23 protein-coding genes and 1 tRNA gene are annotated in these 25995 nt (G+C 68.5%); 4 read left to right on the forward strand and 20 right to left on the reverse strand.

The features are described from left to right. Nucleotides 1–20 precede the first annotated feature (20 nt). The 9 genes from adhP to BC102111_RS07385 form a co-directional block, all read right to left on the reverse strand. A complete protein-coding gene (gene adhP / locus BC102111_RS07345; protein ID WP_101623928.1) occupies nt 21–1040 on the reverse strand; it encodes an alcohol dehydrogenase AdhP in 1020 nt (339 codons plus the stop codon). A 188-nt stretch (nt 1041–1228) separates the two neighbouring features. Further along, nucleotides 1229–2752 (reverse strand): acetaldehyde dehydrogenase ExaC, encoded by a 1524-nt coding sequence (gene exaC / locus BC102111_RS07350; protein ID WP_063249184.1) that lies wholly within the window; start codon nt 2750–2752, stop codon nt 1229–1231. Between the two features lie 100 nt (nt 2753–2852). Beyond that, on the reverse strand, nt 2853–4124 hold the full coding sequence (locus BC102111_RS07355; RefSeq protein WP_101623929.1) for a helix-turn-helix domain-containing protein: 1272 nt from the start codon (nt 4122–4124) through the stop codon (nt 2853–2855). Nucleotides 4125–4323: 199 nt separating this feature from the next. Beyond that, nucleotides 4324–5019, reverse strand: a complete 696-nt coding sequence (gene rplA, locus BC102111_RS07360) for a 50S ribosomal protein L1 (protein WP_009379130.1) — start codon at nt 5017–5019, stop codon at nt 4324–4326. A gap of 64 nt (nt 5020–5083) precedes the next feature. Continuing rightward, entirely contained in the window at nt 5084–5521 is a 438-nt protein-coding gene (gene rplK, locus BC102111_RS07365) for a 50S ribosomal protein L11 (RefSeq protein ID WP_009379129.1), read from the reverse strand. 214 nt (nt 5522–5735) lie between these two features. Further along, a complete protein-coding gene (gene nusG, locus BC102111_RS07370) occupies nt 5736–6533 on the reverse strand; it encodes a transcription termination/antitermination protein NusG (RefSeq protein WP_009379122.1) in 798 nt (265 codons plus the stop codon). A gap of 90 nt (nt 6534–6623) precedes the next feature. Then, nucleotides 6624–6902, reverse strand: coding sequence for a preprotein translocase subunit SecE (gene secE / locus BC102111_RS07375; protein ID WP_009379120.1), 279 nt, complete (start codon nt 6900–6902; stop codon nt 6624–6626). A gap of 101 nt (nt 6903–7003) precedes the next feature. Then, nucleotides 7004–7076, reverse strand: a tRNA-Trp gene (locus BC102111_RS07380). Nucleotides 7077–7183: 107 nt separating this feature from the next. Further along, nucleotides 7184–8767 (reverse strand): metallophosphoesterase family protein, encoded by a 1584-nt coding sequence (locus BC102111_RS07385; protein WP_101623930.1) that lies wholly within the window; start codon nt 8765–8767, stop codon nt 7184–7186. 48 nt (nt 8768–8815) lie between these two features. Between BC102111_RS07385 and BC102111_RS07390 the strand changes: the two genes are divergently transcribed. Next, on the forward strand, nt 8816–9841 hold the full coding sequence (locus tag BC102111_RS07390) for an adenosine deaminase (protein ID WP_180960589.1): 1026 nt from the start codon (nt 8816–8818) through the stop codon (nt 9839–9841). A gap of 29 nt (nt 9842–9870) precedes the next feature. Here the strand turns inward: BC102111_RS07390 and BC102111_RS07395 are convergent, their stop codons facing one another. The 4 genes from BC102111_RS07395 to BC102111_RS07410 all read right to left on the reverse strand — a co-directional run bounded on the left by BC102111_RS07395 (nt 9871) and on the right by BC102111_RS07410 (nt 12819). Further along, entirely contained in the window at nt 9871–10944 is a 1074-nt protein-coding gene (locus BC102111_RS07395; protein WP_101623931.1) for a UDP-N-acetylmuramate dehydrogenase, read from the reverse strand. Next, nucleotides 10941–11384 (reverse strand): MaoC/PaaZ C-terminal domain-containing protein, encoded by a 444-nt coding sequence (locus BC102111_RS07400; RefSeq protein WP_009379115.1) that lies wholly within the window; start codon nt 11382–11384, stop codon nt 10941–10943. Before BC102111_RS07400 ends, BC102111_RS07395 begins: the two co-directional genes overlap by 4 nt. After that, nucleotides 11381–11830 carry an FAS1-like dehydratase domain-containing protein gene (locus tag BC102111_RS07405; protein ID WP_063249189.1) on the reverse strand — a complete coding sequence of 150 codons (450 nt, stop codon included), beginning with the start codon at nt 11828–11830 and terminating at the stop codon, nt 11381–11383. Before BC102111_RS07405 ends, BC102111_RS07400 begins: the two co-directional genes overlap by 4 nt. A gap of 101 nt (nt 11831–11931) precedes the next feature. Further along, nucleotides 11932–12819 (reverse strand): hypothetical protein, encoded by an 888-nt coding sequence (locus BC102111_RS07410; RefSeq protein ID WP_146001403.1) that lies wholly within the window; start codon nt 12817–12819, stop codon nt 11932–11934. Between the two features lie 13 nt (nt 12820–12832). Between BC102111_RS07410 and BC102111_RS07415 the strand changes: the two genes are divergently transcribed. The 3 genes from BC102111_RS07415 to BC102111_RS17990 all read left to right on the forward strand — a co-directional run bounded on the left by BC102111_RS07415 (nt 12833) and on the right by BC102111_RS17990 (nt 18599). Beyond that, nucleotides 12833–14662: a biotin carboxylase gene (locus BC102111_RS07415; RefSeq protein WP_009379112.1), complete on the forward strand. Its 1830-nt coding sequence runs from the start codon at nt 12833–12835 to the stop codon at nt 14660–14662. 41 nt (nt 14663–14703) lie between these two features. Beyond that, nucleotides 14704–16047, forward strand: a complete 1344-nt coding sequence (locus tag BC102111_RS07420) for a serine hydrolase domain-containing protein (RefSeq protein WP_180960590.1) — start codon at nt 14704–14706, stop codon at nt 16045–16047. A 290-nt stretch (nt 16048–16337) separates the two neighbouring features. Beyond that, the gene (locus BC102111_RS17990) at nt 16338–18599 is read left to right on the forward strand and encodes a response regulator transcription factor (protein ID WP_063249192.1); all 2262 of its coding nucleotides are present in this window, start codon (nt 16338–16340) and stop codon (nt 18597–18599) included. Between the two features lie 4 nt (nt 18600–18603). On the opposite strand, the gene BC102111_RS07430 is transcribed toward BC102111_RS17990, so the two are convergent. The 7 genes from BC102111_RS07430 to BC102111_RS07460 form a co-directional block, all read right to left on the reverse strand. Next, nucleotides 18604–20004 (reverse strand): FAD-dependent oxidoreductase, encoded by a 1401-nt coding sequence (locus BC102111_RS07430; RefSeq protein ID WP_101623933.1) that lies wholly within the window; start codon nt 20002–20004, stop codon nt 18604–18606. A gap of 72 nt (nt 20005–20076) precedes the next feature. Further along, a complete protein-coding gene (fdxA, locus tag BC102111_RS07435) occupies nt 20077–20403 on the reverse strand; it encodes a ferredoxin (RefSeq protein ID WP_009379106.1) in 327 nt (108 codons plus the stop codon). Next, nucleotides 20400–21191: a uroporphyrinogen-III C-methyltransferase gene (cobA, locus tag BC102111_RS07440; protein ID WP_101623934.1), complete on the reverse strand. Its 792-nt coding sequence runs from the start codon at nt 21189–21191 to the stop codon at nt 20400–20402. The genes fdxA and cobA overlap by 4 nt, the downstream gene beginning before the upstream one ends. Further along, nucleotides 21188–22507: a sulfate adenylyltransferase subunit 1 gene (locus BC102111_RS07445; RefSeq protein WP_101623935.1), complete on the reverse strand. Its 1320-nt coding sequence runs from the start codon at nt 22505–22507 to the stop codon at nt 21188–21190. The genes cobA and BC102111_RS07445 overlap by 4 nt, the downstream gene beginning before the upstream one ends. After that, a complete protein-coding gene (cysD, locus tag BC102111_RS07450) occupies nt 22507–23415 on the reverse strand; it encodes a sulfate adenylyltransferase subunit CysD (RefSeq protein WP_009379100.1) in 909 nt (302 codons plus the stop codon). Before cysD ends, BC102111_RS07445 begins: the two co-directional genes overlap by 1 nt. After that, on the reverse strand, nt 23412–24215 hold the full coding sequence (locus tag BC102111_RS07455; protein ID WP_232252564.1) for a phosphoadenylyl-sulfate reductase: 804 nt from the start codon (nt 24213–24215) through the stop codon (nt 23412–23414). Before BC102111_RS07455 ends, cysD begins: the two co-directional genes overlap by 4 nt. After that, the gene (locus tag BC102111_RS07460) at nt 24212–25927 is read right to left on the reverse strand and encodes a nitrite/sulfite reductase (RefSeq protein WP_009379096.1); all 1716 of its coding nucleotides are present in this window, start codon (nt 25925–25927) and stop codon (nt 24212–24214) included. Before BC102111_RS07460 ends, BC102111_RS07455 begins: the two co-directional genes overlap by 4 nt. Nucleotides 25928–25995 lie beyond the last annotated feature (68 nt).

Genomic DNA, 25995 nt, shown 5'->3' on the forward strand with positions numbered 1-25995 from the left:
GCGGGCACCGCCTCGGCGGGTCAGAACTCGATGACGACGCGACCGTCGATCTTCGCGTGGAGCATCTCATCGAAGACGGCGTTGATGTCCTCGAGGGGGCGCTTGGAGTAGGTCGGGTGGATCTTGCCGGCTGCGTAGAACTCGAGGGCCTCGACCATGTCCTGGCGGGTGCCGACGATCGATCCGCGAATCGTCAGGCCCTTGAGGACGATGTCGAAGATCGGGGCCGGGAAGTCGCCCGGGGGCAGGCCGTTGAAGACGATCGTGCCGCCTCGGCGGGTCATGCCGATCGCCTGCCCGAACGCTGCCGGGTGGACGGCGGTGACGAGCACGCCGTGGCTGCCGCCGATCTTCTCCTGGATGACCTCGGCCGGGTCCTCGGCGAAGGCGTTGACGGTGATCTCCGCCCCGTGCTTCTTCGCCAGGGCGAGCTTGTCGTCGGCGACGTCGACGGCGACGACGCGCATGCCCATGGCCACCGCGTACTGGACGGCGATGTGCCCGAGCCCGCCGATGCCGGAGATGACGACCCACTGTCCGGGTTTGACCTCGGTGCGTTTGAGTCCCTTGTAGACGGTCACTCCGGCGCAGAGGACGGGGGCGATCTCATAGGGGTCGGCGCCGTCGGGGATGACGGCGGCGAACTTCTCGTCGACGAGCATGTACTCCCCGAACGACCCGTCGACGCCGTAACCGCCGTTGACCTGGGATTCGCAGAGCGTCTCCCAGCCCTGCCGACAGTGCTCGCAGACTCCGCAGGCCGCCCACAGCCAGGCGTTGCCGACCATCTGGCCGACCTCGACCTCGGTGACCCCTTCGCCGACCTTCTCGACGATGCCGACGCCTTCGTGGCCGGGGATGAGGGGCACCTTCGGCTTGACGGGCCAGTCCCCGTGGGCGGCGTGGAGGTCGGTATGGCACACGCCCGAGGCGATAAGCCTGACCAGGGCCTGACCCGGACCCGGCTCCGGAATCGGGTTGTCCCCGACGACGAGGTCCTCGCCGAATCCTTCTACGACTGCTGCTTTCATTGCCGACATCATCGACTCCTTCGTTGTGATGGGGTGGTTCCGGGGTTTCGCTTGGAGGGGCGGCGTTCGCCGAGGTGGGAGTGGCTGCGATGGGGCGGATGCACTGGGTGGAGGGGAATACGGAGGACCGCCGAGGCGGTCGGCCGTGACGGTCCTGCGCGCTGGGGTCCGGCGCGCAGGACCGGCGGGAGGTCGGCTCAGAAGAAGCCGAGGGCCTCGTCGGAGTAGCTGACGAGGAGGTTCTTCGTCTGCTGGTAGTGGTCGAGCATCATCTTGTGGTTCTCGCGTCCGATGCCCGAGGCCTTGTAGCCGCCGAACGCCGCGTGCGCGGGATACGCATGGTAGTTGTTCACCCACACGCGACCGGCCTGGATGTCGCGGCCGGCGTGGTACGCGGTGTTGCCGTCCCTGCTCCACACACCGGCGCCGAGGCCGTAGAGGGTGTCGTTGGCGATGCGCATCGCGTCGTCGTAGTCGGTGAACGTCGTCACCGAGACGACGGGGCCGAAGATCTCCTCCTGGAAGATGCGCATCCCGTTGTCGCCCTTGAAGATGGTCGGCTGCACGTAGTAGCCGCCGGAGAGGTCCCCGTCGAGTTCGGCCCGTTCGCCGCCGATGAGGACCTCGGCGCCCTCCTGCTTGCCGATGTCGAGGTAGGAGACGATCTTCTCGAGCTGATCGTTCGAGGCCTGCGCACCCATCATCGTGTCGGTGTCGAGCGGGTTGCCCTGGACGATCTTCTCAGTGCGGGCGACGACGGATTCGAGGAAGTCCGCGGCGATGCCCTCCTGGATGAGCGCCCTCGACGGGCACGTGCAGACTTCGCCCTGGTTGAGGGCGAACATCGTGAAGCCCTCCTGCGCCTTGTTCCAATAGGCGTCGTCCTTGGCCATGACATCATCGAAGAAGATGTTCGGGCTCTTGCCGCCGAGCTCGAGGGTGACCGGGATGATGTTCTGCGAGGCGTACTGCATGATGAGCCGGCCCGTCGTGGTCTCACCGGTGAACGCGATCTTGCGGATGCGCTTGTTCGAGGCCAACGGTTTGCCCGCCTCAAGCCCGAAGCCGTTGACGACGTTGACGACGCCGGGCGGCAGCAGATCGCCGACGAGCTCCATGAGGACGAGGATCGAGGCCGGGGTCTGCTCGGCGGGCTTGAGAACGACCGCGTTGCCGGCGGCGAGGGCCGGAGCGAGCTTCCACACGGCCATGAGGATCGGGAAGTTCCAGGGGATGATCTGTCCGACGACGCCGAGCGGCTCATGGAAGTGATACGCCACGGTCTGCTCGTCGAGCTGGGAGAGCCCGCCCTCCTGGGTGCGGATCGCCGCGGCGAAGTACCGGAAATGGTCGACGGCCAGCGGCAGGTCGGCGTTGAGGGTCTCGCGGACGGCCTTGCCGTTGTCCCAGGTCTCGGCGACCGCGAGCATCTCGAGGTTCTCCGCCATGCGGTCGGCGACCTGGAGGAGGATGTTCGCCCGCTCCGTCGGCGAGGTCTTCCCCCATGCGGGGGCCGCGGCGTGGGCGGCGTCGAGGGCGAGTTCGATGTCCTCGGCAGTGCTCGCGGGCACCTCGGTGAAGGGCTGGCCGGTCACGGGCGTGGGATTGTCGAAGTAGTTTCCGTTCGTCGGCGGCACCCACTCCCCGCCGATGTAGTTCTCGTAGCGGGGCTTGAAGGTGACGAGAGAGCCGTCTTCGCCCGGCCGTGCGTATACCGTCATGGCAACTCCTTTGCTGCGATGTCCTCGGGAGTGATCCCCGATTGACGATCACGCTACAGAGGGCAACGTTGCATGAGCGTTGCATCGCCGAGGCGGGACCTCAGCTGCCGAGCGCCTCGAGACGGACGAGTGCGGCGGTGCGCTCGGGGGCGTCGGGCGGGGCGAGCCGGAGGACGGCCATGAGCACCTCGGTGTCGGACTGGTTCTCCGGCAGCCTGGCGAAGCGCCACAGCTGCTGCCAGGTCCCGTCCTGGAGCAGGGTCTCGCGCAGCAGCGCCTCGAGCTCGCCGCTGATCTCCCGCACCCCGGGGGCGTCGGATTCGGGAAGCACCCGGCCGCGGTAGGCCTCGAGTGCGGTCTCGACGTCGCCCTGGCCCAAGGCCCGATGGGCGGTGTCGACGTCGCTGTCGAGATCGCCGACCAGGCGGTAGGGCCGTCCGGCCACCTCGAGGTCGCTGAGGGCGGCGATCGTCTTGCGCAGGCGCGCGATCTCCGCGCGCACGGTGACGTCGCTGCCTCCGGTCGGCCAGAGCCGATCGGCGAGTTCGGCATTGGTCAGCCCGGCAGGGCTGCGGTGGAGCAGGAGGAGGAGTTCGGCGTGGCGCTTCGAGAGTTCGATGCGCGCGCCGTCGGGCCCGGTCAGGGCGGGAGCCGAACCGCTGACCGCGAGGCGGACGCGGGCGGCGGAGTCCCGGTCCCCCGCCTCGGCGGCATCGGACCGGTAGAGGCGGGAGAGTCCTCTGGCGGCAGCCTGAGCGGTCGAGCCGAGCAGGGGCAGGACGATCGAGGACACGGCATCGTCTCCCCCGGTGACGTCGATGATGCCGATGACCTCGCCGGTGCCGGGATGGGTGACGGGCACCGCGCTGCAGCTCCACGCGTGGACGTCGCTGGCGAAGTGCTCGGCCTGGCTGATCTGGACGGCCGAACGGGACTGGAGGGCGAGACCCGGTGCCGAGGTGCCCATCGCATCCTCGGACCAGTCGGAGCCGGGGACGAAGCCCATCGACTCGGCACGCTCGCGCACGGACCGCTCCCCCTCGACCCAGAGCAGACATCCCTGCTCATCGCCGAGGGCGACGAGGAGGCCCGCGCCGGTGGCCGGTTCGATGAGGTGGGAGCGCAGCAGCGGCATGATCGAGTGGAAGGGATGACGGCGGCGCACCTCGGCGAGCTGAGCGTCCTCATAGGCCACCCGGGCACGGACGCCGGACGGGTCGCGGAGTCGATCGAGGGAACGGGTCCAGGACTCGAGGACCGTCGATCGCACCCCGGGGACGCCGCGCCGCTCAGGGTTGGGAGCGGCGAGGTGACTGTGGGCCCGACGCACGATGAGCTGATAGTCGTCGTGCAGCAGCGGTGTCGTGCTCATCGCAGTCCGCTCCACCTCCGTCGGCGGTCGTCATGCAGGTCACTGGGGTCATCCCAATCTATCGGCTGCGACGAACGTGAGCAAGGTCACCAGCGCACGTGAGGACCCGTGGGAAGCGAAGAGGCGCAGATGCGACGAAGGGCGGGAAGTGAGAGACTCACTTCCCGCCCTTCAGGCGCGGATCACTCCACGGTCGGAATCAGGCGCGCAGCGCGGCTGCGTCGACCGGGATACCGGGACCGTTCGAGGTCGTGATCGTCGCCTTCGTGATGTAGCGGCCCTTCGAGGAGGACGGCTTGAGGCGGAGGATCTCCTCGATCGCAGCATCGAAGTTCTCCTGCAGGGCCTGCTCGGAGAACGAGGCCTTGCCGATGATGAAGTGGAGGTTCGAGTGCTTGTCGACGCGGAATTCGATCTTTCCGCCCTTGATGTCGGACACGGCCTTGGCGACGTCCATGGTCACCGTGCCGGTCTTCGGGTTCGGCATGAGGCCGCGGGGACCGAGCACCTTGCCCAGACGTCCGACCTTGCCCATCATGTCGGGGGTCGCAACCGCTGCGTCGAAGTCGGTGAAGCCGTCGGCCACCTTCTCCAGCAGGTCATCGGAACCGACGTAGTCGGCACCTGCTTCGCGGGCTGCCTCTGCACGGTCGCCGGCGGCGAACACCAGGACCCGGGCGGTCTTGCCGGTGCCGTGCGGGAGGTTGACGGTGCCGCGCACCATCTGATCTGCCTTGCGGGGGTCGACCCCGAGGCGGAGGGCGACCTCGACGGTGGCGTCGTACTTCGCCACCGAGGTCTCCTTGGCCAGGTCGATCGCCTGAGCCGGTTCGTACTTCACATCTGCGGCGATCTTCTCAGCCGCGGCCTGGTAGGCCTTCGAGCGCTTTGCCATCTGCTTCTCTCCTTGCAGTCGTGGTCGGGGCTGCGTCCGCCCTGCCACAGTGGGATGTCTGGTCTCAGACCTCGATGTCGGTGGTGATGCCCATCGAACGAGCGGTGCCCGCGATGATGCGATCGGCCATGTCGAGGTCGTTGGCGTTGAGATCGGGCATCTTCGTCGTGGAGATCTCGCGGACCTGGTCGGCGCTGAGGTGCGCGACCTTGACGGTGTGCGGGGTCGCCGAACCCGACTTCACGCCGGCGGCCTTCTTGATGAGTTCCGCGGCCGGCGGGGTCTTGAGGACGAAGGTGAACGAACGGTCTTCGTAGACCGTGATCTCGACGGGAACGATGTTCCCGCGCTGGGATTCAGTCGCAGCGTTGTACGCCTTCGTGAATTCCATGATGTTGACGCCGTGCTGGGCAAGCGCCGGACCGATCGGAGGCGCCGGGTTGGCGGCGCCTGCCTGAATCTGGAGCTTGACGAGGCCGGCTACCTTTTTCTTGGGAGGCATGTGCGGTCCTTAATCTTGAGAGTGTCCATGCGCCGAGAGAACGCGGCGCATCATCCGATGCCGGCCTGCCGATACAGGGCCGACAATCAAACCACACCATCATTCCACGCTCGCCCGGCTTCGGGCAAATGGTCGTGAGCGGGAACACAGGGTGGAAGAACGCGTCAGGGGCCCGGTCGGAACCGGGCCCCTGCGATGGTGTGCGCTGGTCGGGTCAGAGCTTCGAGACCTGGTCGAAGCCGAGCTCGACGGGAACGTCGCGCTCGAAGATCGACAGCAGCACGGTGAGCTTCTGGGAGTCCGGGCGGATCTCCTGGATCGTGGCGGGGTGGCCTTCGAACGAGCCCTCCTTGACGAGGACGGATTCGCCGACCTCGAACTCCACCTCGGTGATGGGGGCGGACTTCGCCGCAGCCTCGGCAGCCACGCCCTCAGCGGCGGCGGCTTCGGCCTGGCGCTCCTCGAAGACGGGAGCGAGCATCGTGAAGACCTCGTCGATCGAGAGCGGGACCGGGTCGTAGGCGTTGCCGACGAAGCCGGTCACGCCCGGGGTGTGGCGCACGGCGCCCCACGACTCGTCGGTGAGCTCCATCCGGACGAGCACGTAGCCGGGCACGCGCACGCGGCGGACCTGCTTGCGCTGACCGTTCTTGATCTCGACGACGTCCTCCATGGGGACCTGCGACTCGAAGATGAAGTCCTCGAGGTTGAGGCTCACGGCGCGGTTCTCGAGGTTCTGCTTCACGCGGTTCTCGTAGCCGGCGTAGGAGTGGATGACGTACCAGTCGCCCTCCTGCATCCGCAGCTCGGCCTTGAACTCCTCGGCGGGGTCGACGTCGTCGCCGGACTCGGCGGAATCGTCAGCGGCGGAGTCCTCGGCCGGTGCCTCATCGGCAGCGGTCGCGTCGACGTCGGCGGTCGCCTCGGTCGTCGACTCCTCGACCGTCTCGGTCTCAGGCGCGTCGACCTCAGTCTCAGGGGCGTCCTGTTCGGGTGAACTGGTATCCGACACCGATCAATTCCTCGCTTCGCGTGTAGTCGGACGGCTTGCGTGTCCGAAGGATGTGCTGTTTGTATCCAGGTTATCGCCGCACGGGGCGACTCACCACAGTGGCCAGAGCGGAGTTCCGCCGAAGACGAATCCGACGAGCTTGCCGAACACGAGGTCGAGGACCGTGACGATGACCATCATGACGAGGATGAACCCCAGCACGACGAGTGTGTAGTTGACCAGCTGCTTGCGGGTCGGGGTGACGACCTTCTTCAGCTCCGCCACGACTTCGCGGAGGAACTGGATGATCCGTCCGAAGAATCCGAGCTGCTTGCGACGGGAGGCGTTCTCAGACGCGTTTCCTGTCTTCTTTGCCGGTGTGTCGCTCACACATCCTCACTCGGTCGGAATCCTTTGGGACTGCTCAACTGCCTCAGCCAGTCAGTCTGCGCTCTGTCCGGCGGTGATCGCCGCGGCAGGCTTCGACTGCGCAGGGGTGACAGGACTCGAACCTGCAACCTACGGTTTTGGAGACCGTTGCGCTACCAATTGCGCCACACCCCTTCGATTCGACTCCCCCAGCTGAGGGGGTGTCCAACCACGAGAAACGAGCATACCGTCTCCCACCGCGATCCGTCGAACCGAGCGCAGTCCGCGTGTGCCGTGGCCCCCTACTCACTCGGTTCGACGGGGTCGGCGACGAGGGGCTGCGGCTCGGGGAAACGCACCCACGGACCGATGCTGACCTCCTCACCTGGGGAGACAGTGATGATCTGGAGGTCGATGGGTCTCTTCGTCCGGTTGTCGACGCGGATGATGCTCACCGTGGCATCCATCTTCAAGGGACCCGGGGTGAGCGCGTTCGCGAGCGCTCCGCCTGTCGTCGAACTCACGTATCGCACTCCCCGACCAAAGGCCTCGGGTCCGACGGTGCGGTGCCAGTGTCCGCTCAGGGCGTAGTCCGCGCACCCGGAGTCGAGGGCCGGTTGGACGATCCTGGGGTCGTGGACGAGCATGACGTCGAAGTCGGCCGTGCACGCCTCGTCGCGCAGCCGGGCCGCGTATTCGTCGGCGCTCAGCTCGGTCTCGAGCTGGGGTCCGGAGCCGAACACCGTCCGGCGAGGATCGGGACCGCCGAAGAAGCGCACGCCCGCGAGCTCCGCCGTGGAGTCATCGAGGACCGTCCACCCGCTGCGCCGGGCATGGCGGGCGGTCTCCTGCGAGTCGTGGTTGCCCTTGACGAACATCCGCGGCAGTCCCTCGGGCAGTTCGTTCCCGAGGACGTCGATGCAGTAGTTCTCGGCCGAGGTCCCCGTCATCGTCACATCGCCGGCGTCGATGAGTGCGTCGGCCCCGCTCAGCCGGGTGACCGCACCGACCACGCGAGCCATGCCGATGTTGCAGTGGACGTCGGAGCTGAGCACGAAGGTCGAGACGCCGGCCTTCCCTGCCGGCGGGGGCACCATGCCCTGCGAGGTCCAGTCGCCGCTGAGGGGGCGTTCGCTCCACGCTCCGCGAAGGCCGGCGAGGACGGCGTCGTAGAAGGCGTCGTTGTCCTCGGAGAAGTCCCTGACCGCGGTGAACGCCTGGTCGATGATCCCGCCGAGGCGGCCGGTCACCTGCGATCCGGCCAGCGGGGTCCCCGCGAACGCCGGGTCCGGCCGCAGCGGTTCCGGACGGGTGAGTGCGACGGCGCTCACCCCGGACAGGAGAAGGACGACGACCGCGCCGATCGCCGTGAGCTCCCGGCTCGCCAGTCCCTGCCGCAGCGCGGCGATCCGTGCCGGCCCGAGCAGGTGGATGCCGCCGACGACGGCTCCCGAGAGCAGACACACCGCGAGCGCCCAGCGGATGAGGATCTCCCGCGTCAGGCCCTCGACGATGAGGTCGATCTGGACCTGCGGGGCGGAGAAGAGCGAGGCATAGGAGGCGATGTCCCCACCGAGGGCGTCGATCGTCCCTCCGCCGCTGTCGGCGGCACCGCCGGAGGCCGAGGTCGTGTCCTCGGCGGCACCGGAGACGGGGATCTCCCCGATGTCGACGCTCACCCCCAGTCCGAGCGGCAGATAGTCCCCGGCAGGGACGAGGAGGGTGCCCAGCGGCCCGAAGTCGAGGGTGAGCCGCGAATCGGCGGTGACGCGGTACTGCGCCTCATGGGGGCCGAAGCTCAGATCGGCACGGGCGGTGAAGAGCGCCCAGGGCAGGGTGACGACGGTGAGGACGAGGAGCAGGAGGAGGAGACGGGGTGACGACACGGACCCATTCTAGGGATGCGCCCTGGTCGTCGGACTATCCTTGGGCAGATGACGGACCCTCTCGTGTCCCTGCCCAAGGCACACCTGCACCTGCACTTCACCGGTTCGATGTCGGCCGACACCCTGCAGGACCTCGCCGCCGAGGCGGGCGTGAGCCTGTCCGATCAGCTCTTCGCCGACAAGGTCACGGGACTGAGCCCCGACGAGCGCGGCTGGTTCCGCTTCCAACGCCTCTACGACATGGCCCGCGGCGTCGTCCGCGGGGAGGACATCATGCGCCGGCTCGTCCGTGAGGCGGCGGCAGCCGACCGGGCCGAGGGGTCCCGCTGGCTCGAGCTCCAGGTCGACCCGACCTCGTATGCCCCGTTCGTCGGCGGCATCACCCCGGCCCTGGAGATCATCCTCGACGAGGCGGCGAAGGCCAGCGACGACGATTTCGGGATGGCGATCATCGTCGCCGCCTCCCGCACCCGGCACCCCCTCGATGCGCGGATGCTCGCCCGTCTCGCCGCCCACCACGCCGGTGAGGGTCCGGGCACGGTCATCGGCTTCGGACTGTCCAACGACGAGCGCCGAGGTGAGACCGCGGAGTTCGCCCGGGCCTTCGACACCGCCCGCCGTGCCGGGCTGCTCTCGGTCCCGCACGGCGGGGAGCTGCTCGGTCCCGAGCACATCCGCTCGGTCGTCCGCGACCTTTCCCCCGACCGCCTCGGGCATGGGATCCGTGCGGGTGAGGATCCGCAGCTGCTGGGCGAGATCGTCGAGGCGGGTGTCGGCTTCGAGGTGTGTCCGGGGTCGAACGTCTCCCTCGGCGTCTACCCCGACATCGATGAGGTGCCGCTGCGGACGCTTCTCGATGCGGGTGCGAAGGTCGCCCTCGGTGCCGACGATCCGCTCATCTTCCACACCCGACTCGTCGACCAGTACCGGTTCGCCGAGCAGCTGGGTCTCACCGCCGGCGACCTCGCCGGCCTGGCCCGTGACTCGTTCGCGATCTCGGCCGCCCCCGAGTCCGTGCGCGAGGCCGCCCAAGCCGACATCGACGCGTGGCTGGAGGACCGGACGACGGCCTGAGGGGCCGGGTTCCGGCCCCGGGTCCAGGCCTACAGGCTCGCGCCGACGAAGGTGGGTTCGGGTTCGAGGACGATCCCGAACCGCTCCTCGACTCCGGCGACGACGGTTCGGGCGAGGTCGAGGACGTCGGCGGTCGTCGCCCCGCCGCGGTTGGTCAGAGCCAGCGTGTGCTTCGTCGACAGGCTCGCACGAGCGCCCGGCAGGGCGAAGCCCCTGTCGAACCCGGCGCGCTCGATGAGCCAGGCGGCCGAGGTCTTCGTCAGCCCGGGGATCGGTGCCCCGCTGAGGGGATCGGTGACCGGGAAGCGCGGAGCCTCCGCGGGCAGCGCGGCCTCCGCGTCGACGATCGGGTTGGTGAAGAACGACCCTGCCGACCACGTGTCATGGTCCTCCGGGTCGAGCACCATGCCCTTCGACCGGCGCAGCGCGAGCACGGCCTCGCGGACGTCAGCGGCCGGAACGCTCTCGCCGATCCCGACCCCGAGCGCCGAGGCGAGCTGGGCGTAGCGCACCGGCAGCGACCCCGGTCCGCGCTGCAGGGTGAACGTCACCGAGAGGACGATGTGGGCGGGGGTGCCCGCGGCCTGCTGGGCGCGTTTGAGCAGTGAGGTGCGGTATCCGAACTCGAGCTCTGCGGCGCTCAGCGAACGGATCTGCCCGGCGACGCGGTCGTAGACCTCGACAGAGGTGATGAGCTCGGCGACCTCGGTCCCGTAGGCCCCGACGTTCTGGATCGGCGTGGCCCCGACCGATCCGGGGATCCCGGAGAGGGCCTCGAGCCCGGTGAGACCCTGCGCGAGCGTGCCGGCGACGAAGTCGTCCCAGTCCTCCCCCGCCTCGGCGGTCACCTGGGCATGGGTGTCGGAGAGCTCCGTGGTCTCAACGCCCTTCGTCGCGACGACGCCGACGGGACCGGCGAAGCCCGCATCGGCGATGAGGAGATTCGATCCGCCGCCGACGAGGAGGATGCCGGGCATCCGGGGTGCGCTCGGGACGAGGGCATTGTCAGCGGCGAACGCGAGCAGCTCCTCCCGGGAGCCTGCGACCGTGAGGTCCGGAGCGGGCCCGCCGAGGTGGAACGTCGTGAGCTCGGAGAGGTTCACCGTCCGACCCGGATCTGAGTGCGGCTGAGCACGTCGGTGCCGCCGGCGGTGACGGTGGCGTCGATGCGCAGGGTGCCGACGGCCGGGTCGACGGCGCCGACCTTCGCCGTGAGGGTGAGCGCGGTGGTCGGCGTCGACGGCGGACCCGACTCTGCGTCGGGGACGAGGACGGGGGCGGAGAACCGGGTGCGGTAGTCGACGATGGCCCCCGGGTCGCCGAGCCATTCGGCGATCGGGGAGACGACGACGGCCATCGAGAGCATGCCGTGGGCGATGACGCCCTCAAGGCCCACCTCCTGCGCGAAGCGCTCCGACCAGTGGATGGGGTTGTGGTCGCCCGACGCGGCGGCGTAGTCGATGAGCGAGGCGCGTGAGAGCGGGATCTCGGTCTCGACGACGACGTCGCCGATTTTCAGCTGGGACAGGTCGACGAGGCTCATTCTCCGTCTCCTCTCACGACGATGGTCGAGGTCACCGTGACCACCGGCTGGTCGGCGGCGTCGGTGATCTCGGTGCGGGTGGTGATCATGGCGTTGTCGCCGGCTGCACGGACACCGTCGACGTGGGTCGTCGCACGCAGGCTGTCGCCGGCGACGATCGAGCGGGCGAAGCTGAACTGCTCTGAGCCGTGGACGACCTTCGAGAAGTCGATGCCGGAGTCGGGGTCGGAGATGTAGGCGGCCTCGCTGCGCTGCGCGATGATCACGGCGAACGTCGTCGGGGCGATGACGTCCCTGTACCCCAGGGCCTCAGCGGCGGCGGGGTCGAAGTGGTAGTCGGCCGTCGCGTTCGTCGCGCGGGCGAACTCGGCGATCGCCTCACGGGAGACGTCATAGGGACGCGGCAGGGTGTACGAGGTTCCCTGCTTGTCGGCATTCACCGGCATGTCTGCTCTCTTTCGACAAAGGTCGGTACTCGCCCCAGCCTAACTTCACCGACCCGGGCACGCGGAATCGGCGACTTCGGTCAAGGAACCCTCTCCCGTGGTCACGATTTCGCTTCCCATTCACTCAATCGGTGCACCATCGACCTCAGGCGTCGAAAACTGAGATAAGTTGTCCCCATCACATCTGCTGTAGGCGTCACCCGAAGCCTCGGCAGAGCCGACGAAACCCCGGCGTCGGGCGTTTCCCTAAGGAGCACTGCAATGACGAACCACCCCTCGAGCTCATCGTCCGCCACCCCCCGCGGCAACAAGGAGTCCGGAGGCTCGACCTCCGCGAAGTCGCCCGCATCGGCTGCGAAGACGTCAGCGACGAAGAAGCCTGCGGCGAAGACGACGACGGCGACATCGGCCGCCGCGAAGAAGCCCACGACGAAGACGGCGACGACGAAGGTGAGTCCGACGGCGAAGAAGACGTCCTCGACGGCGAAGTCGGGGTCCGCGAAGAGCGCCTCGACGGCGAAGAGCTCACCGGCGAGCACGAGCACGTCCGCCAGCAGGAGCGGCGCGGCGAAGACGAACTCGTCCTCACCGGCGAAGTCGTCGTCGACGACGTCGGCTGCCGCGAGCACGTCGGCGAAGCCGGCCACGGGCGCGACGACGAAGTCCGCCGCGAGCACGTCCTCGACGCAGAAGTCCTCGACGGCGACCACGGCGGCGAAGACTCCCGCGGCGAAGAAGTCGACCACGACGAAGTCCACCGCCGCCAAGGCTCCCTCGACGACGAAGTCCACAGCCGCCAAGACTCCCGCGGCGAAGAAGTCGACGGCGACGAAGTCCACGGCCGCCAAGGCTCCCTCGACGAAGAAGGCTCCCGCAGCGAAGAAGACTGCCGCGACAAAGACTGCAGCTGAGAAGTCGACGGCTGCGAAGGCTCCGGCGGCGAAGTCGACCGCGCCCGCCGCTCCGGAGGCCAAGCGACGGGCGGTCAAGGACGGAGTCGCCGTGCCCGCTGCGGCAGCGACCGACCCCGCCACCGCTGCGGCACCCGCAGCCGCAGCACCGGCAGCCGCAGCTCCCCCGGCCGCCGCTGCGGCACCGGCACCGGCCGCCCCGGTCGAACCGGCCCTTCCGCCGGCTCCCGGCACCCCCGTCGCACCCGCGCCGGCACCAGCCGCCGGAGTGGCCGCCGCATCGGTGGCCGCCCCGGCCGCGGCACCCGCAGCCCCGGTGACCGCACCCGCTGCAGCCCCGGTCGAGCCCCTCGCTCCCGTCGAGCCCGGACTCACCGACCCCGCCGAGGCCGAGGTCCACGTCGGCACCGACGCCGCCTACGCCGGAAAGGAGGCCGACCGCGCCCAGCTGCGCCGCCCGCTGCGCAACATCTCCGAGGTCCGCCACTTCTTCCGTACGAACCAGACGCCGATCTACTTCATCGGCGCCACCCCGTTCAACCTCCTCGGTCTCGACCGCTGGGTCCGGAACTTCTCCTACATCACGTACTACGACGGCTGGGACGGGGGACACCCGCGCGTGTTCTCGCCCCGCTACAAGCCGTTCGTCGAGTTCGAATCAGGGGAGGCGATCAACAACTGGCTCCTGCTCAACGCCGAGGTCCGCGCGCACATGACCCGCAACGTCCCCCACGGCGAGCGCCCGAAGGTCGCCATGGTCTTCTTCGACGAGGAGACCGAACGGATCTGCAGGGAGCTCGGCTACGACCTCATCCTCCCCTCGGCGAAGCTGCGCAACCAGCTCGACTCGAAGATCGAGACGACGAAGCTCGGCAACGAAGCCGGTGCCTACTCGGTGCCCAACGTCCTCACGACGGCCGACACGTATAAGGAGCTGACGAAGGCGTCGACGGAGGCCGGTCTCGGCACCGACCTCGTCGTGCAGACCCCCTACGGCGACTCGGGCAAGACGACGTTCTTCATCGCCTCCGAGGAGGAATGGGACAAGCACCGGGACGACATCATCGGCGAGCAGCTCAAGGTGATGAAGCGGATCAACAACACGCCTGTGGCGGTCGAAGCCGTGATCACGAGCAGCGGCGTCGTCGTCGGCCCGTTCCTCACCGAACTCGCCGGATTCCCCGAGCTCACCCCCTACAAGGGTGGCTGGTGCGGCAACGAGATGACGCCCGATGTCCTCACCGCCGACCAGCGCGGACGGGCCCGCGAGCTCGTCCGCCGGATGGGCGAAGGCCTGCGCAAGCGCGGCTACCGCGGATTCTTCGAGGTCGACGTCCTCGTCGATCTCGACACCAACGACGTCTACCTCGGCGAGCTCAACCCCCGGATCTCCGGAGCCTCGGCGATCACCAACGTCACCGCGGGAGCCTACGCCGACGTTCCGCTCTTCCTCTTCCACCTCCTCGAGTACCTCGACGTCGAGTTCGACCTCGACGTCGACGAGATCAACGAACGGTGGGAGGAGCTCTCCGGAGCCGACGAGTGGAGCCAGATGGTCATCAAGGAGACCGCGCCGATCACCGAGTACATCACGCACTCGCCGCTGACCGGACAGTACTTCCTCGACCAGTACGGGACGCTGACGTACAAGCGGGCAGCACTCGACTGGCATCCTCTGCAGAACGGCAGCGAAGTCTTCTTCCTCCGCATCTACGGAGCCGGCGAATACCGGTGGAAGGGCGCCGACCTCGGTGTCCTCGTGACGAAGAACCCGCTCCAGGTCGATGCCGACGGCAAGAAGTCCCTGAGCATCCGAGCCAAGCACTTCATCGACTCGATCCGTGCGATGTACGCCGGAGTTCCCGTCGCCGCGGAGGATCCCGCGCCGACGATCGGCGGACCGGGGGCGAAGGGCGACTGATAGTCTCGTCCTCAACCCCTGCACAGATCGAGAGGTGAAGTGTGACCGAAGCGTCTTCGGATCCGACCCTGCCCGACCCTGCCCTCGCGGCGGAAGGGTCGGCTCCCGCCGGTCCCTCCGCCGAGGCGGTCGTCGCCCCGACCGACCCCGCTGAGTCGCTCGCCCCGCACGCCGAGCCGACCCCGGTCGACTCCGGCGAGGGAGTCGACAAGGACAACTGGCAGGACGCCGAGCATGTGCGCTGGTCGTTCCAGCACGTCGACGAGGTGCTGCCGACGACGCCGATCTCCCGCGGAGACGGCCCGGTCGCGCAGTTCCCCGTCGACCTCCGGGATCTCGGCGGGATCGAGATCCCGGAGACGGAATACTCCGCGGCCCGCAGCGTCCGCAGCGTCATCGAGTCCAGCGACACGGACGCGTGGATGGTCCTCCACCAGGGAACCGTGCTCACCGAGGAGTACTTCGGCACGATGCGGCCGGAGACCGAGCATCTCCTCATGTCGGTGAGCAAGTCGCTGGTGGGCACGGTCGCCGGGGTCCTCGTCGGCGCCGGGGAGATCGAGACGAGCCGACTCGTCACCGACTACGTCCCCGACCTCGCAGAGTCCGGGTATGCAGGAGCGACGGTGCGCGACATCCTCGACATGCGCTCGGGCATCCGGTTCTCCGAGAACTACCTCGACCCGGAGTCCGAGGTCCGGCAGATCGAGCGGGCCATCGGCTGGTCGGAGGAGGAGCCCTCCCCCGAGGCGGTGGGCATGTACGCCTACCTGCGCACGCTTGAGCAGAAGGCCCCGCACGGCGGACCGTTCGAGTACCGCTCGTGCGAGACCGACGTGCTCGGCTGGGTGTGCGAGAAGGTCGCCGGTGAGAGCATGCAGACGCTCATGTCGCGGGTGCTGTGGTCGCGCATCGGTGCCGAACGCGACGCCCTCATCGCCACCGACCAGTTCGGCGTCGGAATGTTCGACGGCGGCATCAATGCCACCCTGCGCGATCTCGCACGCTTCGGCTACCTCTACTCGAATCGCGGCGTCTCGCTCACCGGCGAACAGGTCGTCCCCACCTCGTGGATCGGCGACACGCTCACCGGCAGCGAGGACACGAGGCAGGCATTCGCCGACAGCCCCGGCGACAACCGGATGCCCGGCGGGATGTACCGCAACCAGTTCTGGTTCCCGTACCCGGACTCGCACGCCTTCCTCGCGCTCGGCATCCACGGGCAGATGATCTACATCAACCCCGGAGCCTCCTTCGTCGGCGTCAAGCTCTCCAGCTGGGGGCTGCCGCAGGACGCGCGGAAACTCTTCCCGACGATCCGGGCCTTCGACGCCCTCGCGAAGACCGTGGCCCGCCCCGACGTCGACGCTCCCGCCGCGCGGTGAGGTCAGCCGCAGCCCTCGTGCCCCGGGGGCTGCGGACCACCCATCCGCCGCGGCGGGCCCGGCCGCCCGGCGGCAGGGATTCCTGCCGGACAATTGCGACCCCGAAGTCACATCGACGTCATCGAAGGTTACCGACGGGTCATCCCGGCGCTTCCCGCGCAGATTCGCGCCCCGGCTGAATGTAGCCTTGGAAAGTGCTCCGACCCAGGAGCTGCAGCGTTCCCCAGCTGCGCCAGTGAGCCGCGGCGCCTCCGCCGAGGTTCGCCTCACGCACGACCGAAGGCACACAGGTGATCCCCCATCCCCCGACGCACTCCTCCCCCGAGCCCGGCCCCTTCGACGCGATCCTCGGTGAGCGGATCGACGATCTCGCCGAGTTCTCGGCCGGACTGACCGCTGGGACGCTGTCGGAGGAGACCGTCCGCACGCTGTTCGACCTCACCGCCGGTCATATCAGCCTCGCCCGCACCGTCGTCAGCGGCGCCCAGCGCGCACGGGTCGCGCTCGACGCCGTCGCCGCCGATGACTACAGCACCCTGCTCGCCCCGTTCTCCCTCGATGCGGACTCCCTCGACTGGGACTCCCCCGCCGTGCGCCTCTTCCTCCTCGTCGCGCAGGTCGAGACCATCGAGGCGCCCCTCATCGCGCTCGCCCATCGCGCGATCCCCCGCATCGGCGAGGCACCCGACGACGCCGTCCCGAGCGCCGACGAGCTCACCTCCCAACTCGTCTTCACCGGGGTGCTCAGCCTCTGCCCGAAGCACGCGGGCAGCTATGTCATGCCGGGCCTCATCCGTGCCGTGGCCCGCAGGATCGGTCCGAATCCCCCGGAGGGGCGGATCTCGCCGAGGCAGGCGCTCGGACTCGAGCTCGAGGAGTCCCACCGCTCCCTCCTCGACGTCGGCACGGTGCGTCCCGATGCGCTGCTCGCCCTCATCGGCGATCTCGGGGCGTGGTCTCTGCTCACCGAGGTGTGGTCGGAGCGGGGCTTCAACGTCTTCTACCCGGAGTTCGTCGCCGCCGTCCACACGATCCTCTCCGTCCCCGCCTCCGTCGTCCGCGGGTCGCTCGTCCTCGCCGAAGCGCAGAGCGCGGCCCGAGAGATCGCGAACATCAGCAACCGCACCGGATCGACCGACCCGCGTGAGGTCCTTCCGCTCGTCACCTTCGACCGCCTCGACGTCCCCACTCTCGAGCAGGAGAGGGCGCGCCTCGACGACGGTGACTTCACCGCCGACGAGGTGGCGGTGATGACCCTGCGGACCATGCGCGACCGTCGGCAGCACGGCGATCTCGACGGCGCAGTGGCCGCCGCCGAGGCGGGCATGGAGCTCATCTTCGCCCGGCAGTCCGGCTCGGGCTCGCTCTCACGCCTCTACGATGCCCGTCTCCTCATGGAGCGCGGCCTCGATCTCGCTCGTACCGGGGACGTCCGGCGAGGCCTGCACCTCGTCGAACGCGCCGTCGTCATCGCCGAATCGATCCTCCCCTTCGAGCCCTTCCCTCTGCTCCCGTCACTCGCGGTGGCAGCCGTCGGCTACATCGCTGCGGGTTTCGGCCCGAAGAGCGAGCAGGTGCTCTCCCGCTACGACGAGCTGCGGGCCCGCTTCGAATTCCACACCCTGCAGACGGACTACATCGCCAACACCCCCCGCCTGCATCGGGCCCTCGACCAGCTCGACCTCGTCGCCTCCGCCGCGGCGATCGCGCTCGCGCGCACCCTCTCCCCCGCCCATCGCGGGTCCGGCGTCTTCCGCTACGGCGAGGCCCTGCACGCGATGTACTCGGGCAATGCGGAGCTCTATCTCAAGGAGCACGCGCTGGCCCCGGAGTCCCCGATGGCCGGTCATGAACCGCAGGTGATGGGGTCGACGTTCTCGTTGACGACGATGCTCTCCGTGGCGACCGGAGCGCTGCGGGAGGCGCAGGCGCTCGCGTCGAAGGCGTCCCGACTCGACCGGGAACACGGTCTCTCCCGCGCCCGTGTCGCCTTCGCCCTCGGCCAGCACGACGTCGTCGACTCCTTCACCTCCCAGGTGCTCATCACCGGCACCGACCCACGGGAGAAGGGCGCGGCCCTGGCACTGCGTGCAGCAGCCCTCGTCCGCCGCGGCCGCGAGGCGGCGGCACTGGCCGACGTGCGCAACGCCCTCGACTACTGCGTCGTCTCCGGTTCGGTCCTGCCCTTCGCGCTGCTGCCGAGCGACCTCCGGTCGTACTTCGTCGAGATGACCGTCGACTTCCCGCAGTGGGAGTGGATCGCCGACACGTTCGCGATGTCCCCGGTCACCGGAGCCCAGCTGCGGGCGCGTCTCCTCGATCTGCCGGTGACGATGTCGGAGGCCAGGGTGGAGAACCGTCTGCTCGACTCCCATGAGCTCGATCTGCTCTACCGACTCGAGAAGGCCACACCGCTCGCGCGCATCGCCGCCGATCTCTCCCTCGCCGAGGGCACGGTGAAGAACCGTCTCTCCGCGATCTACCGCAAGCTCGGGGTCCGCAACCGCCGGGACGCCGTCGAGTACGGGTACCGCAACGGCTACTTCTCGTAGTGGATCAGCTCACGGACTGGGCGCGCGCGGCATCGCGGGCGGCGGCGAGCATCCCCTCACGGGTGGCGATCTTCACCCTCTCACGACCCCGAACCTCACCAGCGGCCTTCTCGGCAGCCTCGACCCGGTGGTACCCCTCCCAATCCACGAAATCCACACCCTTGGACTCGAGGAGGTCGACGATCGCCGACTCCTCGGGAAACACCGGCTCCGACAGAACACCCGCACCACGATCAGCGATGAGATGCCCGATCGTCTCCAGAGCATCACCCTTCGTATGCCCGATCAGACCCACTGGACCACGCTTGATCCAGCCGGTCGCATACACACCCGCCACCACATCAGCAGACGGGGCTTCGGCCTGATCCAAGGTGTCGACGACACGCCCCTCATGGTTGGGGATGACACCCTGGCGCGGATCGAACGGCAGCTGCGGCAGTGCTGAGCCGGCATAGCCGACGGCGCGGTAGACCGCCTGTACCGGCCAGTCCACGAACTCGCCCGTGCCGCGGACGTTGCCCGTCCCGTCGAGCTCCTGACGCTCGGTGCGCAGACCTTCGACCTGCCCATCGCCGAGGATCTCGGTCGGGGCATGGAGGAAATGCAGATGCAGCCGCCTGCTCGCACCGGTCGGTTCACGCAGCGTGAAATCGGTCAGCGTCTTCGCGACCTGCTTGACCTGATTCGATGACTCGATCGCCTCCATCGACCCCTCATCGAACTCGAAGTCCTCCGGATAGACGACGATGTCGACATCCTGCACATGCCCGAGCTCCCGCAGCTCGAGCGGGGTGAACTTCGCCTGTGCCGGACCCCTGCGGCCGAACACATGGACATCAGTGACCTTCGACGCTTTCAGTCCCTCATACACATGGTCAGGGATCTCCGTGACCTGCATATCGTCAGCTTGCTTCGCCAGCACCCGGGCCACATCCAAGGCCACATTCCCATTCCCGATCACCGCCACGGACTCAGCCTCGAGCGGCCAGGACTGGGAGACGTCCGGGTGGGAGTCATACCAGTTGACGAAGTCCGCCGCCCCGAACGAGCCCTCGAGGTCGACACCGGGAATGTTCAGAGGCGCATCCGTGATGCACCCGGTGGAGAAGATCACCGCATCATACCGGTCGGTGAGTTCGTCCAAGGTGATGTCGACTCCGTAGTCGACGTTCGAGAACAGGCGGATATCACCCCGGTCGAGGACCTTGATCAGGGCGTTGATGATGCCCTTGATCCTGGGGTGATCCGGAGCCACCCCGTACCGGACCAGACCGAACGGGGTCGGGAGTCGCTCGAAGAGATCGATGCTCACCTCGAAATCACGCTCAGCCTTCGTCAACAGATCAGCCGCATAGATCCCAGCGGGACCGGCACCGACAATAGCCACACGGAAAGGACGGGTCATGGTTCTCCTCAGTCGTTGTCGGGCACATCGACTGTGTGCCCGGTCAGGGGCGAGGTCGTGAGGGAGTTGCCCTCACTCCTCGGCGTTCTGCGGCGGCAGGGCCGCGATGATGGGGTGGTCGAAGGTGCTCACGCCGAAGCCGGCGGCACCTCCCGGAGAGCCGATCGTCTCGAAGAACTCGACGTTGGCGGTGTAGTAGGACTCCCACTGCTCGGGCACGTCGTCTTCGTAGTAGATCGCCTCGACAGGGCACACGGGTTCGCATGCCCCGCAGTCGACGCATTCGTCGGGATGGATGTAGAGGCTGCGTTCGCCTTCGTAGATGCAGTCGACGGGGCATTCCTCGATGCAGGCCCGATCCTTCACGTCGACGCAGGGCTGGGCGATGATGTAGGTCATGGGGTCCTCGTCAGGGCTGGTCGGTGGGTCTGGTCGAAGGCACCGGCGGCGTAAGGGCTGAGCCGGACGACGTCGCCGACGATGACGACGGCCGGTGAGCGCACACCCCGGTGTGCGGCCTGGAAGGCAATCGTATTCAGCGTCCCGACCGTCACCCGCTGGTTCTTGCCGTAGCCGTCCTCGATGATCGCGACGGGGCAGTCGCCGCCGCGGTCGCCGCGGGCGAGCACCATCGCCGAGTGGGTGAGCGTCCCGATGCCCATGAGGATGACGACGGTGTGGTCGCGTCCCCCGCCGAGATCGCTGAGCTGGTCGTGGCCGGTGACGACCGTGTACGTCGTAGCCAGGCTGCGGTGGGTGAGCGGGATCCCGGCCACCGCGGGCACCGAGTTCGCGCTCGTCACGCCGGGGACCACCTGGGCGACGATCCCCGCCTCCCGAAGGTGGGCGAGCTCCTCACTCCCGCGGCCGAAGACGAACGGGTCCCCGCCCTTGAGGCGCACGACCCGGCGGCCGGCGCGGGCCTGTTCGACGAGGATCTCATTGATCCGCTGCTGCGGCACCGGGTGGTGTCCGGGGGTCTTGCCGACGTCGATGATCTCCGCGTCCAGCGGCTCTCCCCGTTCGGCGGCGAGGTCGTCGAGGACGGTGCGGGCGCCGAGGCGGTCGGCGACGATGACGTCGGCGGTCTCGAGCGCGCGCAGTCCCCGAACCGTGAGCAGGTCGAGGGTTCCGGGTCCCGCGCCGACGAGGAGGACGCTGCCGGGGGCGAAGCGGTCGATGCTCATCCTTCGTCCTCCTCGGCGGGGGTGTGGATGCCGGCAGCCACGGTCGCTCCGGTCTGCTCGTCGATGACGAGGAATCCTCCGGCACGACCGTGGGTGCGGAAGTCGGGCAGGGTGAGCGCCGCGGACAGCCGCACCTCGGCCACGCCGATGTCGTTGCCGGCGAGCACCTCGGCGGGCTCCGATGCGTTCGTGAGCAGGTTCCGGCGGGATTCGATGCCGATGATGCCCTTGACGGTCGTCGTCCCGGCCTTGACGAGCACCCGGTCGCCGGTGCGGAGGCCGGCGGCGGTGAAGGGGAAGACCTCGGCGCGCAGGGTCTTGCGCACAGGCGGCAGGCTGCCGGCGGCGGCGAGCACGCTGCCGCGGGCGGTGTCGATGTCGTCGGCCAGCCGCAGCGCCACCGAGAGCGGGGCTCCGGCGGATTCGAGCGGGCCGTCGGCGGTGTCGATGCCGGTCACTCTCGTGCGCATCCCGGCCGGGTGGACGTCGATCTCGTCGCCGACGCGGACCCGTCCCGACGTGATCTGCCCGGTCACGGCCCGGTAGTCGCGGAAGTCCTCGGGATCGAGTCCCGGGGCGAGTCCGCCCTGCGGGCGGAGCACGGACTGGACGTCGAGGCGGAAGGGCTCGAGGTCGGCCTGGTCCTCCTCGATGCTCGGCAGGGTCTCGAGGAGTTCGAGCAGGGAGGGACCCTCGTACCACGGGGTGTTCGCCGAGTCGGCAGCGACGTTGTCCCCGGCGAGCGCGGAGACAGGGATGAGGTGGGGTGCCTCGAGGCCGATCTCCTCGGTGATCGCACCGACCTCACGGGCCACCTCGGCGAAGGCGGCCCCATCGTAGTCGAGGAGGTCGATCTTGTTGATCGCGACGATGATGTGGCGGATGCCGAGGCGGTGGACGACGGTGAGGTGGCGGCGGGTCTGCTCGGTCGCGCCGTTGCGGGCGTCGATGAGGACGACGACGGCGTCGGCGGTCGTCGCGCCGGTGACCATGTTCCGGGTGTACTGGACGTGTCCGGGGCAGTCGGCGAGGATGAACGAGCGGCGGTCGGTGGCGAAGTACCGGTAGGCGACGTCGATCGTGATGCCCTGTTCGCGTTCGGCCCGGAGGCCGTCGGTGAGGAGGGCGAAGTCGAACTCGCCGCCGACGAAGCCGCGTTCGGCGCTCGTCGCGGTCACGGCCGCGAGCTGGTCGGCGAGGATCGCCTTCGCATCGTGGAGGAGGCGACCGACAAGGGTCGATTTGCCGTCGTCGACGGAGCCGGCGGTGGCGAACCGCAGCAGCGTCTTCGTGGTCGTGGGGGCAACAGTCGTCATCAGAAGTATCCGTCCTTCTTCCGGTCCTCCATGGCGGCGGCGGAGATCCTGTCGTCGGCGCGGGTGGCGCCGCGTTCGGTCACGGTGGTCACCGCCACCTCGGCGACGACGGAGGCGATGTCGGCGGCAGTCGATTCGACCGCTCCGGTGCAGCTCATGTCCCCGACCGTGCGGTAGCGCACGGACCGGGTGACGACGTCCTCGCCGGGTCGCGGCTGGGAGAACTCCCCGGTCGCCCACCACATGCCGTCGCGGGAGAAGACCTCCCGGTCGTGGGCGAAGTAGAGGGGTGGGAGTTCGATGCCTTCGCGGGCGATGTAGGTCCACACGTCGAGTTCGGTGAAGTTCGAGATCGGGAACACGCGCACGTGCTCACCGCTGACGTGGCGGCCGTTGTAGAGGTTCCACAGCTCGGGGCGCTGGTTGCTCGGGTCCCACTGGCCGAATTCGTCGCGCAGGGAGATGATGCGCTCCTTCGCCCGCGCCTTGTCCTCGTCGCGGCGGGCCCCGCCGAAGACGGCGTCGTACCCTCCGGCGGCGATCGCGTCGATGAGCGGCTGCGTCTGCAGGGTGTTGCGGGTGCCGTCGGCGCGTTCGCGCAGCCGCCCGTCGTCGATGTAGTCCTGGACCTTGGCCACCGTGAGGTTCAGCCCGTAGCGCTCTGCCGTGCGGTCGCGGTAGTTCAGTATCTCCGGGAAGTTGTGCCCGGTGTCGACGTGGAGGAGGCCGAAGGGGATCTTCGCCGGCCAGAACGCCTTGGCCGCGAGGTGGAGGACGGTGACGGAGTCCTTGCCGCCGGAGAAGAGGAGGACCGGCTTCTCGAATTCGGCGGCGACCTCGCGGATGATGTGGATGGCCTCGGATTCGAGGACGTCGAGGGTCGTCGGTGTGGTGGTGTCGATGCTCATACGTGCAGCCCGCATTCTGTCTTGGAGAAACCTGCCCAGCGCCCGGACCGCGGATCCTCTCCGGGGGCGACCCTGCGTGTGCAGGGCTGGCACCCGATCGACGGGTAGCCCTGGTTGAGGAGGGGGTTGACCGGGACCCCGAAGGCCCCGGCGTAGTCGAGGAGGTCGTCGAAGGACCACGCGGCCACGGGGTTGACCTTGATGAGGCCGTTCTTCTCGTCGAAGGTCACCAGCGGAGTGTTCGCCCGTGTCGGCGCCTCGTCGCGGCGGACCCCGGTGAACCAGAGTTCGTAGCCGGACAGCGACTGCTTGAGCGGCGCGACCTTCCGGCGGGCGCAGCAGAGGCCGGGGTCGCGGGCGAAGAGCTCGGCGCCGAATTCGGCGTCCTGCTCGGCCACGGTCTGTTCGGGGAGGACGTCGACGATGCGCACGTCCATCGTCCGGGCGACCTCGTTGCGGGTCTCGTACGTCTCCGGGAAGTGGTAGCCGGTGTCGAGGAAGAGCACGTCGACGTTGGGCAGGTACTGCGCGACGTAGTGCGGCAGCGCCGCATCGGCCATCGAGCAGGCCACGGCGGCGGCGCGGACGTCGACGTGCTTCGAGACCCAGCGGATGACGTCGGCCGGACTCGCCTCGGGCACCCCGTTCTCGGGGTCACCGGCGAGCTCGCGGGCACCCGCCTCGGCGAGGGCGCGCAGCTCCTCGAGGGAGCGCTTGGCAGGCGGCGTCACCGCGGCCTCGGTGGTCGTGGTCGGCTGAGTGCCGGCGGTCTGGGTGTCAGTGGACTGGGTCTTCGTCATACGAGCTCCTCATCGTCAACTCGGTGTGCCCACTCGGAGAACGTCTCGGTCTCGGACCGACCGGCGAGGAAGCGGCGCACGAGGGTCTCGACGTAGTCGCTGAGATCGTCCGCGGTGACCTTGAGGCCGCGCACGGTGCGGCCGAGGCCGGCCTCATCGCGGTCACTCGAGGCCAGTCCCCCGCCGACGTGGACCTGGAACCCGGGCTTCTGCTCCCCGTCGTCGGTGGTCACCAGCTGGCCCTTGAGTCCGATGTCGGCAGTCTGGATGCGCGCGCACGAGTTCGGGCAGCCGTTGAGGTGGAGGCTGATCGGGTGCGGCAGGTCGATCTCGGCCAGGCGCGCTTCGAGGGTCGCGATGGTGTCCGCGGCGGTCTGCTTCGTCTCGACGATCGCGAGTTTGCAGAATTCGATGCCCGTACACGCGATCGTCGAGCGGCGGAAGAGGTCCTTGCGGCTCGAGAGACCGACCGCGTCGAGGTCGGCGACGACGGCATCGATGTCGTCCTCGGGGATGTCGAGGAAGAGGATCTTCTGGTGCGGGGTCGTCCGCAGCCGGGTCGAGCCGTACTTCTCGGCGATGTCGACCATCTGTCCGAGCAGGGTTCCCGAGGCGCGGCCGGCGATGAGGCTGACCCCGATGTAGTACTTCCCATCGGCCTGGCGATGGACGCCGACATGGTCCCCTTCGGTCAGCGGCTTCGCGGGGGCCGGGCCGTCGGCGAGGCGGTAGCCGAGGTACTCGGTCTCGAGGATCTCGCGGAACTTCTCCGGACCCCATTCGGCCATGAGGAACTTCAGACGGGCCTTGTTGCGCAGGCGGCGGTAGCCGTAGTCGCGGAAGATCTCTGTCACGCCCAGCCAGGTCTCGACGACCTGGTCGGGGGCGACCCAGGCGCCGAGGCGTTCGGCGAAGCGGGGAACGGTCGACAGTGCCCCGCCGACCCAGAGGTCGTAGCCGATGCCGTGCTCAGGATGCTCGACGGCGACGAACGAGCAGTCGTTGATCTCGTGGACGACGTCCTGGCTGGGGTGCCCGGTGATCGCGGTCTTGTACTTCCGCGGCAGATTCGCCAGGCTCTCATCCCCGATGTAGCGGCGGGAGATCTCCTCGATCGCCGGGGTCGGGTCGATGAGTTCATCGGCGGCGATGCCGGCGACCGGTGAGCCGAGGATGACGCGGGGGACGTCGCCGCAGGCCTCCGTGGTCTGGAGCCCGACGGCTTCGAGTCGTCGCCAGATCTCCGGGACGTCCTCGATCGCGATCCAGTGGAGCTGGATGTTCTGCCGGTCGGTGAGATCGGCGGTGCCGCGGGCGAACTCGTTGGAGATGTCGGCGATCGTGCGCAGCTGCTCGGTCGTGAGCCTGCCGCCGTCGATGCGCACGCGGAGCATGAAGTACTCGTCCTCGAGCTCGTGCGGCTCGAGGGTGGCGGTCCGCCCGCCGTCGATGCCCGGCTTGCGCTGGGTGTAGAGGCCCCACCAGCGGAAGCGGCCGTGGAGGTCATCGGGGTCGATCGACGCGAAGCCGGACTTCGCGTAGACCTCTTCGATCCGTGCACGGACGTTGAGGCCGTTGTCCTCGGCTTTGAACACCTCGTTGCCGTTGAGCGGTTCGCGGCCGTCGATCTTCCACTGTCCGTTGGACTTCTTCGGTCGCGTCGCGGCCCTGTCTGCGCGGCCTGCGGCGCGCTGCTCCACGTCTGTGGACATTGCCATCTCCCCATGCTGGTGCGATTGCTAGGTCAGCCACGCTACACACCGACAGGATTGCTCAACAA

Source organism: Brevibacterium casei CIP 102111 (assembly GCF_900169275.1).
Classification (GTDB): domain Bacteria; phylum Actinomycetota; class Actinomycetes; order Actinomycetales; family Brevibacteriaceae; genus Brevibacterium; species Brevibacterium casei.